Below are 11913 nucleotides of genomic sequence, written 5' to 3' on the forward strand. Positions count from 1 at the left end.
CTTCTCGACATTCAGGCATCCAGCCTATCAGATGACCAGCTAGCTTTCGCAGATACAGGGGCGAATGAAAATCGGTGATTTTCGAGCTTATGATCGAGAGGCCGGGACTGCCGAACTGGAGAGCTTTACATGGATGTAAAGCTGTACCATCGAAAGCGATAGCAATTTATCTATAAGACCAAGGCCTAATTTATAAATAAAGCGTTAATGCATGTAACTTCGCTAGGGCGGCAAGGGAGATCCAAGAGGGGATTGCTATTGCTCCCCTCTTGGTCGAGTGTGGGTTGAAGACCCTCGATTTTGATTTAAAAACCTTTAAAGCAATGATTGCCTGTTGATAGTTGGTAATTCTATACGTCACTGGATATGACGAAACAACTACCCCAAGGCTTTAGTCAAAGCCGAAACAACATTGGTATTAGCAGCCAACTCTGCGTAAACTTTCGCTCCCATGTTTTTATTGGTGTTGCGATGATCATTCCTAAGCCTTCTCCTTCCACAGAGTCTTCCCCTGAGTCGTTAACCTTTGCCGAGCTTGGCGTCAATGCGGCGTTATGTTCGGTATTGCCTGCCGCACTCAAGTATCCAACACGGGTACAGCAACTGGCGATTCCGGCGATTCTGGCTGGGCGGGATTTACTGGCGCTGTCGCAAACTGGGAGTGGTAAAACCTTTGCCTTTGGTTTGCCTCTGCTGCAAAGCCTCTTGCAACAAATTGCTGCGCAAACAATGGCTAAATCCGTGCCTGCGGCTAATCCACTAGCATTAGTGTTGGTGCCAACGCGTGAGTTAGCGCAGCAGGTGAGCGAGGCGCTGCACGCGCTGGCGAGTAAGTTATCGTCTTCTTTGAATATTCAGCTTCTCTGTGGCGGCATAGCGCAGGAACACCAATTAGCCGAACTTGTCGCTAAACCGCAGCTTGTGGTGGCAACCCCTGGGCGCTTATTGGATTTATGCACGCAGTCCTATATCAGTCTCGACTCGATAAAATATCTAGTGCTAGACGAAGCCGACCGCTTACTGGAAATGGGATTTTGGCCTGATGTGCAAAAGCTGATGGCAATGATGCCTAAGCGTAAGCAAACCTTACTGTTTTCAGCCACCTTGCCAGAGGCGTTGGATTCCTTGGTGGGTAAATTGCTGAGCAATGATCCCCTGCGGGTTGAGGCCAGTACACGCAATGCTGTGGTTGGCGACATCGAAGAGCGACTGTATTTAGTCAATAAGGGCAGCAAGTCGCAGGCATTGATTGCGTTACTCAAACAATATCAATGGCCCCAGGTGTTAGTGTTTATCAGTGCCCGCGACGATGCGGATGCGATAGCGAAACGACTCGTTAAGGCGGGGATAAATGCTGCTGCGCTGCACGGTGAAAAAGATCAAACCGTGCGCAGCCAAACCTTGGCCGACTTTAAAGCCAATCGTATTCAAGTGCTGGTGGCGACAGATTTAATGGCCCGAGGTATTCATGTTGATGCCTTACCAGTAGTGATCAATTTAGATTTACCCACCAGTGCGCCTGTATATGTGCACCGTATTGGCCGCACCGCAAGGGCGGGCGCCAACGGGCTCGCTATCTCTTTGGTGTGCCATGGTGAAATGCCAAGCTTAAGCGCGATCCGCAACTTGACGGCGCGTGAGTTACCGTTAGCATCATTGGCGGACTTTCCGGTGACCGATAAGCCGAGCGAAAGAGCTAGAGAGGATGGTGCTGAGCATAACGTTGCACCTAAGCGTCCACCTCGGGATAAACAGGCGAATCGTCGCAGTATTAATAAGCACAGCGTCAAGGCATTTAAAGGTAAGCGTTGAGTGTAAGCCTGCGCTGCTATCCCTTAATTGCTAGTACTTATTGGTAACTGTTTACCGGTTTCAGCTGGGCGAACTATATAGCGAGTTTAGTGACTTACTGACATTAGCGGTTTATTCACATGAAAGGAGCTGGCATGGCGTCGACATTGGCGATAGGTAACGCACTTCACCATATGGTAACTCATGGTTTAACCACCCAACGTTTTACGCTTCGGCTATTTCAGCGAGCGGATCTTGAAGCTTTTACCGCCTATCGAGCCGAGCCTAAGGTCGCCAAATATCAAAGCTGGACGGATTATTCTTATAGCGATGCTGTCGCGTTATTCGAGAACATGGATTACGCACAATTTGGCGCGGCAGACACTTGGTTTCAATTGGCGATTGTCTCTGAGGCATCGGCAGCGACGCCTGCCATCTTAGTGGGCGATTTGGCGCTGCATTTTATCGATGAGCAGCAAATGGAAATCGGCTTTACGATTGCGCCTGAGTATCAAGGCCAGCAGATTGCGTTTGAGGCCGTCAGCGCATTGCTGGGTTATCTCTTTGTGGAATTAGATAAGCATCGTGTCATTGCGATAACCGATGTAGACAATCTTGCCTGCTGTAGATTACTCGAAAAACTCGGCTTTCGGCGCGAAGCCCATTATGTGAAAAACATCTTCTTTAAGGGCGCATGGGGCGATGAGTACCTCTATGCCATGTTAAGGGAAGACTATATTGCACGTTAACTGGCACTTGGCTCACTCGTGCTACTAGGCAAGATTCTGAATCTTGTTTGGCTTCTGCTTGCTATCTCAGTAAAATCTTAATCATTATTAGTTGAGTCTGCTAGCTTCAGCCTCGTTCGGATTAAGGAGTTCCCTATGAAATCAATAACACTCGCCTTAGTGGCGGTTGGACTCACGTTAGGATTATCGGGCTGCGCGACCACTAAATCGCCCACGGGGCGTGGCCAAACCTTGCTGTATTCGGCATCGCAAATGCAGCAAATGGGGGATGCTTCTTTTGAAGAAATGAAAAAGCAGCAAAAGATCAGCAGCGATAAAAAACTCACCCAGTATGTAAATTGTGTGGCGAATCGGGTGACCGCTGTGCTACCCGAGCAAAGCCAGAAGTGGGATGTCGTGTTATTCAACTCCGAGCAAGTGAACGCCTTTGCGCTGCCTGGCGGACACATTGGCGTGTATACCGGATTATTAAAAGTCGCGAGCACGCCGGATCAACTCGCGACCGTCTTAGGCCATGAAGTGGCCCACGTATTAGCCCAGCATGGTAATGAGCAGGTCTCACGGGCGCAGATGACGGGGATGGGGATGCAAATCGCCGATGCCGCCCTTGGCGCGAGCGGCGTTTCAAACCGTGACTTATATATGTCGGCTTTAGGACTGGGCGCGCAGGTCGGGGTGATTTTACCCTTTGGCCGCGCTCAGGAGAGTGAGGCGGATGTGATGGGGCTGGAGCTGATGGCACGTGCAGGATTCGACCCCGCCCAGAGTGTGGTGCTTTGGCACAATATGTCGAAAGCGGGTGGTAGCCAAGGGCCAGAGCTGTTATCAACGCATCCATCCAACAGCAATCGCATCGCCCAACTCGAGCAATTACAGGGGCAAATGCAGCCTTTGTATCAGAGCGCAAAGGCGAGTATCAAAAACCAATGCGTGTTGCCTAAATAGTCATTCAGAGCGTGGCGATCGTTTAGATGCAGGCCTTATCTTGCCACAATTAGGCGCTATTGCTGGATAAATACGCATCGGTTACGTAAAATCGCCGCCAAAGTTAAATAAGCAGTCAGTTTATCAGCATAGGGCGTGGAACTATGGTAAACTGGCGCGCAAAATTCCATTGAACATTGAGAGTCGTTAATTATGTCTGATAAATTCAGTACTGTTGAACAGCAAGCAAGCTATGGTGTTGGTCGTCAAATGGGCGAGCAACTGGCTGCCAATTCTTTTGACGGTGTAGATATTGCTGCCGTTCAAGCAGGCTTAGCCGATGCGTTTGCTGGCGTTGAAAGCGCTGTATCTATGCAAGATATGCAAGTTGCATTCACTGAGATCAGCCGTCGTATTCAAGCGGCTCAAGAGCAAGCAGCTGCTGCGGCTTCTGCTGAAGGTGAAGCGTTTTTAGTGGAAAACGCTAAACGTGCAGGCGTGATCGTGACTGACTCTGGTCTGCAATACGAAGTATTAGTTCAAGGTAGCGGTGCAAAACCAACCTACGAAGATACTGTTCGTACTCACTACCATGGTTCTTTCATCAATGGTGACGTGTTCGACAGCTCTGTTGTTCGTGGTCAACCTGCTGAATTCCCAGTATCTGGCGTTATCGCTGGCTGGACTGAAGCACTGCAACTTATGCCAGTAGGCACTAAGTTAAAATTATTCGTTCCACATCACTTAGCTTACGGTGAGCGTGGTGCGGGTGCTTCTATTCCTCCATACTCAACCTTAGTGTTTGAAGTCGAGTTATTAGACATCGTCTAATGTGATTGAAACGCCTAAGCCAGTCTTAGGCGTTTTTGTATGGAAGACAAAAAAGATTGAGGAGATTGAAATGAGTGGACAAGTGAGAGTTGCAATTGTCGGTGCGGGTGGACGCATGGGACGGACTCTTATTGAATCGGCTTATCATCAAGAGCACATTCGCTTAGGCGCGGCGATTGAGCGTTCAGGTTCAAGCTTAATTGGCGTGGATGCGGGCGAGCTTGTCGGTGTGGGTAAGTTAAATGTCATTATCATGGATTCGCTCGACTATGCGACCGATGACTTTGATGTGCTGATTGATTTTACTGCGCCAGAGGCCAGTATTGTCCATTTAGATTGGTGCGTACGCCATAAGAAAGCCATGGTGATCGGCACAACTGGTTTCAATCATGCTCAAAAAGAACAAATCAATGCCTTTGCCGAGCAAACGCCGGTGGTGATGGCGCCGAATATGTCTGTGGGTGTCAATCTGATGTGGAAATTGCTTGAGTTGGCCGCTGAGGTCATGGGCGATTACACTGATATCGAGATTATCGAAGGTCACCACAGATATAAGAAAGACGCGCCATCTGGCACGGCACTAAAAATGGGTGAAGTGATTGCCAAGACCTTAGGTCGTGATCTTGAAAAATGCGCCGTCTATGGCCGCGAAGGGATCACGGGCGAGCGAGACCGTGAAACCATCGGTTTTGCGACTGTGCGCGCAGGCGACTTAGTGGGCGAGCATACCGCCATGTTTGCCGATATTGGTGAACGTTTAGAGATCACCCATAAAGCCTCCAGCCGTATGACCTTTGCCAACGGCGCTATGCGTGCCGCTCATTGGTTGGTGGAGCAGAAACCGGGTCTGTATGATATGCAGCAGGTATTAGGTTTACATTAAAATTAAAAAACGCCATTTGGCGTTTTTTTTTGCACTCAGATACCAATGTGTAGACGAGTTTGAGTTTATCCTGTAAACTCGCTGGAATTTGTCAAAATTTCGTAAATCAGCGGAAATTGGTATCTTAACATAACATAAAAACATTATATTTCAGTGGCTTGGCTCTTTATGGAGGTCGCGTTGACAAAGTCTGCCTTACTCGTACTCGAAGATGGAACCGTATTCACTGGCACAGCAATAGGTGCCGATGGTCTCTCAGTTGGTGAAGTTGTTTTTAACACTTCGATGACGGGATACCAAGAAATTTTAACTGATCCCTCTTATTCACGCCAGATAGTAACTTTAACCTACCCCCACATTGGTAATACTGGTACCAATAATGAAGATGTCGAATCCAATGGGGTTCATGCTTGTGGTTTAATCATTCGCGATCTTCCGCTCATAGCAAGTAGTTTCCGTAATCAACAAACCCTTAGCGATTATCTCAAAGCAAACAATGTTGTTGGCATCGCAGATATCGATACTCGTAAATTAACTCGAATCCTCCGTGAAAAAGGTGCCCAAGCGGGTTGTATCATGGCGGGTGCTGACTTAGATGAAGCCAAAGCGCTTGCAGCTGCTAAAGCCTTCCCTGGTTTAAAAGGCATGGATTTAGCGAAAGAAGTCACGACTGACAAAGCCTACCAATGGCGTAAAGGTAGCTGGCGTTTAGTGGGCGGTTTGCCTGAAGATACTCCAGCAGAAGCGCTTAAATACAAAGTGGTTGCCTACGACTACGGCGTTAAGCAAAACATCCTGCGTATGTTGGTTGACCGTGGCTGTGATGTGACGGTTGTTCCTGCAAAAACACCCGCTGCTGACGTGTTAGCAATGAACCCAGACGGTGTGTTCCTCTCTAACGGCCCTGGTGACCCAGAGCCATGCGACTACGCGATTGAAGCGATTCAACAAATCCTGAAAACCGATACGCCGATTTTCGGTATCTGTTTAGGCCACCAATTACTGGCATTGGCATCAGGCGCGAAAACCTTAAAGATGAAGTTTGGTCACCATGGTGCTAACCACCCAGTAAGCAATATCGAAAAAGGTAACGTGATGATCACCAGCCAAAACCACGGTTTTGCTGCCGATGAAGCCACATTACCTGCCAATATCAAAGTGACCCACAAGTCACTGTTCGATGGTTCACTGCAAGGTATCCATCTGACGGACAAACCTGCGTTCAGCTTCCAAGGTCATCCTGAAGCGAGCCCTGGTCCGAACGATGCGGCTCCACTGTTCGATCACTTTATCGAGCTTATTGAACAATACCGTCAGAACGCTAAGTAATACGCAAGCTAGGAGAAGAGAGAAGCAATGCCAAAACGTACAGATATAAAGAGTATTCTTATCCTAGGTGCAGGCCCGATTGTCATTGGTCAGGCATGTGAGTTTGACTATTCAGGCGCTCAAGCCTGTAAAGCCCTGCGTGAAGAAGGTTATCGCGTCATTCTGGTGAACTCTAACCCTGCCACCATTATGACCGACCCCGAAATGGCCGATGCTACTTACATCGAGCCAATCCAATGGGAAGTGGTACGTAACATTATCGCCAAAGAACGTCCTGATGCGATTCTGCCCACCATGGGCGGTCAAACCGCTCTAAACTGCGCGCTTGAGCTTGAAGCTAAAGGCGTGCTGGCTGAATTTAACGTTGAAATGATCGGCGCTACTGCCGACGCGATTGATAAAGCAGAAGACCGTAGCCGCTTCGACAAAGCCATGAAGAGCATTGGCTTAGAATGTCCACGCGCGGGCATCGCCCACAGTATGGAAGAAGCCTATGGCGTTCTTGAGCAAGTGGGTTTCCCTTGTATTATCCGCCCATCGTTCACTATGGGGGGGTCAGGTGGCGGTATCGCCTATAACAAGGAAGAGTTCGAAGAAATCTGTTCTCAAGGCTTAGATTTATCGCCAACCAAAGAGCTACTCATCGACGAGAGCTTAATCGGTTGGAAAGAATACGAGATGGAAGTGGTTCGTGACCGTAACGACAACTGCATCATCGTCTGTTCTATCGAAAACTTCGACCCAATGGGCGTGCATACTGGCGACTCTATCACAGTAGCACCCGCACAAACTCTGACTGACAAAGAATACCAACTGATGCGTAACGCCTCTATGGCCGTACTACGTGAGATTGGTGTTGAAACGGGCGGTTCGAACGTACAGTTTGGTATCAACCCGAAAGATGGCCGTATGGTGATCATCGAGATGAACCCACGGGTATCGCGTTCATCGGCATTGGCATCAAAAGCAACCGGCTTCCCAATTGCAAAAATTGCGGCCAAGTTAGCGGTGGGTTTCACCCTCGATGAGCTGATGAACGATATTACTGGCGGCCGTACGCCAGCGTCGTTCGAGCCTGCAATTGACTATGTTGTGACTAAAGTACCTCGCTTTAACTTTGAAAAGTTCGCTGGTTCCAACGATCGCTTAACCACTCAGATGAAGTCTGTGGGTGAAGTGATGGCGATTGGCCGTACTTTCCAAGAGTCACTGCAAAAAGCCCTGCGCGGTTTAGAAGTAAGCCGTCACGGTTTAGACCCGATTACTGACATGTCTAAGCCTGATGCGTTAGCCCGTATTCGCCTCGAGCTAAAAGAGCCTGGTTGTGACCGTATTTGGTACATCGCCGATGCGATGCGTGCGGGTTTAACCTTGGATGAAATCTTCCGTTTAACCAATATTGACCCATGGTTCTTAGTCCAGATTGAAGAGTTGATTAAGCTGGAAGGCCAAGTGGCCGAAGGCGGTTTAGCCGGTCTTAACGAAGAACTGCTGCGTAAGCTTAAGCGTAAAGGTTTTGCCGATGCGCGTCTGGCGGCGGTCCTTGGCGTAAACGAGACTGAAGTCCGTAAACTGCGTGACCGTTTCGACATCCACCCAGTTTACAAGCGCGTAGATACCTGCGCGGCTGAATTTGCGACTGACACCGCTTACATGTACTCAACCTATGAGGAAGAGTGTGAAGCGAATCCATCTAACCGTGACAAAATCATGGTGTTAGGTGGTGGTCCAAACCGTATCGGTCAAGGTATCGAATTCGATTACTGCTGTGTGCACGCGGCATTAGCACTGCGTGAAGACGGTTATGAAACCATCATGGTGAACTGTAACCCTGAAACCGTTTCTACCGACTACGACACCTCAGATCGTCTGTACTTCGAGCCTGTTACTCTAGAAGATGTGTTAGAAATCGTCCGTATCGAGAAGCCAAAGGGCGTTATCGTGCAGTACGGTGGTCAAACTCCGCTGAAACTGGCTCGCGCCCTTGAGGCGGCGGGTGTGCCGATTATTGGTACTAGCCCTGATGCGATTGACCGTGCTGAAGACCGTGAGCGTTTCCAGCAAGCGATTCAACGCCTGGAAATGAAGCAGCCTGAAAACGATACCGTCACCACGGTTGAAGGTGCGGTAATTGCCGCCGAGCGTATTGGTTATCCGTTAGTGGTGCGTCCATCCTACGTACTGGGCGGCCGTGCGATGGAAATCGTTTACGACCAACAGGATTTACTGCGCTACTTCAACGAAGCGGTAAGCGTATCTAACGCATCACCAGTACTGCTAGACCACTTCCTAGATGATGCTATCGAAGTGGATATCGACGCAGTATGTGACGGTGAAACCGTAGTTATCGGCGCGATTATGGAGCATATCGAGCAGGCGGGTGTTCACTCAGGTGACTCAGGTTGTTCTCTGCCTCCTTACACCCTAAGCCAAGAAATCCAAGATCGCATGCGCGTGCAAGTCGGCAAGTTGGCGATGGAGCTGGGTGTTGTCGGTCTGATGAACGTGCAGTTTGCCGTGAAGAATAACGAAATCTACATGATTGAAGTTAACCCACGTGCAGCGCGTACCGTGCCATTTGTGTCGAAAGCCACTGGTGTGCCGTTAGCGAAGATTGCCGCCCGTGTGATGGCAGGTCAAAGCTTAAAAGCGCAAAACTTCACTGAAGAAGTGATTCCACCTTTCTACTCTGTGAAAGAAGTGGTACTGCCATTTAACAAGTTCCCTGGCGTTGACCCACTGTTAGGCCCAGAAATGCGCTCAACGGGTGAGGTAATGGGCGTGGGCGATACCTTCGCCGAAGCCTATGCTAAGGCGCAGTTAGGTGCGACTTCTGAAGTGCCTAAGTCTGGTCGTGCACTCTTGTCTGTGCGTAACAGCGATAAGAAACGAGTTGCCGACTTAGCCGCTAAGCTGATTGAGCTGGGTTATCAAATCGATGCCACCCACGGTACTGCGGTAATCCTAGGTGAAGCGGGTATCAACCCACGCTTAGTCAACAAGGTACACGAAGGCCGTCCACACATTCTTGACCGCATCAAGAACGGTGAGTACACCTATATCGTGAACACCACCGAAGGCCGTCAAGCGATTGAAGACTCTCGTCAATTACGTCGCGGTGCACTGCGTTACAAAGTGAACTACACCACGACCATGAACGCGGCATTTGCCACTTGCATGGCACACGCTGCGGACGATCGCACTAACGTGACTTCGGTGCAAGAGCTGCATCAGCGCGTATTGGCTAAATAAGCCATAAGCCTCTGCAATCAAAAGGCCGGATAACTGAGTTATCCGGCCTTTGTTTTTAAGGGGTAAAAGGTTTATAAACCGATACGCTCGGTTTCCATTGGCGGCGCATCATTGGGCAGCCAGCGGTGATAAATTTGTGCAAAGGTGCCATCGGCCTTGATGCTGACTAGTGCCTCTTTCCATTTATCAACTTCCTCCGTTGGTGTGCCTTGAGAAAACGCAATATAGAGATGATTCGCGCTGATGGTGTAGAGGGATTTTACATCATCAATACTGGCTCCTGCTTCTGCAAGAATACTTGGCGCCGTGAGATTAGCGTTGCACCAGAGATCGATTCGCTGCTTCATTAACTGCTTTGCGCTTAGTAGTGGTGTTGATGAGGGGGCGAGATTTGTAAACTCATGATCCATTAATAATTGTTCTTCGACAGAGGAACGATACACCCCAATTGCTTTTGCCTGCTTAGCACCTTCAATTGAGTCAATGTTAAGCTTGCTACTTTTTAGAGCATAAAAGTTTGTTGTGCCAACCGCGACAGGACCTATCAAACTAAACATACGCTCCCGCTCTGCGGTACGTGTCATTGTGAATAACACCGTGTTGGGTTGTTCGGTGATAATTTTCCAGCCACGAGCCCAGGGCACAATCTTGATAGGATCTTGGTTATCGATACGTTTTTGGATTTCTTGCACGACTTGTACAGCTAATCCATCGGGTTGGCCATCAACCGAAAAGCTAATCGGAGCCCATTCTTCTGTATAAATATTGAGTGTGGCCTGAGCTGTGTGCGGGATAACGCAGAGAAGCATAACGCGCACTAAATGGGTAAAAAATGTCATTAATAACCCTAGGAATTAGAATGTTATATGCGAGTCTCACGGCGTGCTCATATTGAATTAAAGATGACAACTCTTAAGCTCGCAAGCCACTTTAGGGTTATTTTGTGATCTGTACTCTTGGGTTAGAAAATTATCGATAAATCATATTGGTCATTGAGGCAAGATAGAGTTGCCTCCTTGTTGTGCAAAGGAGGCTGCCGATGCGCTATATCTGTTTTAGTGAGCTTTAGATGAGTGAGGTTGCTAATTGATGACCCATGAATAGGTCACTTAAAAAGCGCGCTATTCATGGGTATATATTGCTGTTACTGGCGATAAACATCACGTAGTAGATTATCGAGACAATTGACGACCCGCATACTTGAGTCTTCCATCAAACGTAGTTGCCTAACCATTTCGGGTAAATTGCCCTGTTGCCTTGCCGCGAGTGCTGCTTTACCTGCATCGTGTACCGCTTTGTGGGGAGCATCCAAGGCCTTAAAGTTACTCAAATGTTGATAATTTTCAGCACCAAAGCCTTTAAAATACCATTGGCCTAAACGGCATTCAGTATGGGAGTTCACACCATGGCTGTGCTGATTCTTTTCAATAAGTTGATACACATTACTCTTCCAAACTGCGTGGTCGAGTTTAGTGGTATTTAAGAATGAGGCTGTCGCGGCATTATGAATTACCTGCTGCATTTTATTAGAACGTTGCAGTACATCTTCAACGACTTGCCCTATTTGTGTTGAAGATGAGGCAACATCAAGAGCGCTGTTTTGGTTATTATGGACAATCTCTTTAATATTAGAGGCTTGTGTAACAATCTGTTTTACTAGTTTTTCGATTTGGCTGCTCGCTTCGTGAGCTTTACTGGCTAATTGTCTGACTTCATCGGCAACTACCGCAAAACCTCGTCCAGCTTCGCCCGCTCGGGCGGCTTCAATTGCTGCGTTGAGAGCGAGTAGGTTAGTTTGCTCAGAGATCCCTTGAATAGCGGCAACAAACTGGTTAATAGAAGAAGTGGTACTATCGAGCTCGGTTACAGCAGTCATGCTACTGGTGGCTTGTTCATTAATATAGGTTGCTCTATTACCTAAATTAATAATGGCTACCCGCGTTTGATCAAAAATCTTATCTAATTCGGACAGTGCTTCTTTTTCTTCAGTGAGTAGCTCTGCACTGCTGGCAAGGCCATCTCTCACTGCATTTAACATCTCGCCGCCCTGATTTTGGCAGGCAATCACTGCACTATAATGATCGGTATTTTGGCGGGACTGTTGTTGCATGGCTTCATTTTCGCGGGCCATATTTTTTAGCTCTTCGATTTCAA

The 11913-nt window shown here is 48.3% G+C and carries 9 protein-coding genes; 7 read left to right on the plus strand and 2 right to left on the minus strand.

All coding sequences use genetic code 11. From position 1 onward, the window contains the following. Positions 1–471: 471 nt before the first annotated feature. From L976_RS18060 to carB, 7 genes are all read left to right on the plus strand, one after another. On the plus strand, positions 472–1812 hold the full coding sequence (locus L976_RS18060; RefSeq protein WP_047540691.1) for a DEAD/DEAH box helicase: 1341 nt from the start codon (positions 472–474) through the stop codon (positions 1810–1812). 134 nt (positions 1813–1946) lie between these two features. Then, a complete protein-coding gene (locus L976_RS18065; protein ID WP_047539004.1) occupies positions 1947–2540 on the plus strand; it encodes a GNAT family N-acetyltransferase in 594 nt (197 codons plus the stop codon). A 135-nt stretch (positions 2541–2675) separates the two neighbouring features. Further along, complete coding sequence (locus L976_RS18070) at positions 2676–3485, plus strand: M48 family metallopeptidase (RefSeq protein ID WP_047539007.1); 810 nt, start codon at positions 2676–2678, stop codon at positions 3483–3485. A gap of 192 nt (positions 3486–3677) precedes the next feature. Further along, positions 3678–4295 carry an FKBP-type peptidyl-prolyl cis-trans isomerase gene (locus tag L976_RS18075; RefSeq protein WP_037415090.1) on the plus strand — a complete coding sequence of 206 codons (618 nt, stop codon included), beginning with the start codon at positions 3678–3680 and terminating at the stop codon, positions 4293–4295. Positions 4296–4365: 70 nt separating this feature from the next. Next, on the plus strand, positions 4366–5178 hold the full coding sequence (gene dapB / locus L976_RS18080; RefSeq protein ID WP_037415093.1) for a 4-hydroxy-tetrahydrodipicolinate reductase: 813 nt from the start codon (positions 4366–4368) through the stop codon (positions 5176–5178). A 168-nt stretch (positions 5179–5346) separates the two neighbouring features. Then, positions 5347–6507, plus strand: a complete 1161-nt coding sequence (gene carA / locus L976_RS18085; protein WP_156143202.1) for a glutamine-hydrolyzing carbamoyl-phosphate synthase small subunit — start codon at positions 5347–5349, stop codon at positions 6505–6507. Between the two features lie 27 nt (positions 6508–6534). Further along, entirely contained in the window at positions 6535–9759 is a 3225-nt protein-coding gene (gene carB / locus L976_RS18090) for a carbamoyl-phosphate synthase large subunit (RefSeq protein ID WP_047539012.1), read from the plus strand. 71 nt (positions 9760–9830) lie between these two features. Here carB and L976_RS18095 read toward each other — a convergent pair whose 3' ends face one another. Then, entirely contained in the window at positions 9831–10598 is a 768-nt protein-coding gene (locus L976_RS18095; protein WP_047539014.1) for a substrate-binding periplasmic protein, read from the minus strand. Between the two features lie 305 nt (positions 10599–10903). Beyond that, a partial coding sequence (locus tag L976_RS18100; protein ID WP_047540697.1) for a methyl-accepting chemotaxis protein occupies positions 10904–11913 on the minus strand: 1010 nt, incomplete at its 5' end.

The organism is Shewanella sp. ZOR0012 (assembly GCF_000798835.1).
In the GTDB taxonomy this organism is placed as follows: domain Bacteria; phylum Pseudomonadota; class Gammaproteobacteria; order Enterobacterales; family Shewanellaceae; genus Shewanella; species Shewanella xiamenensis.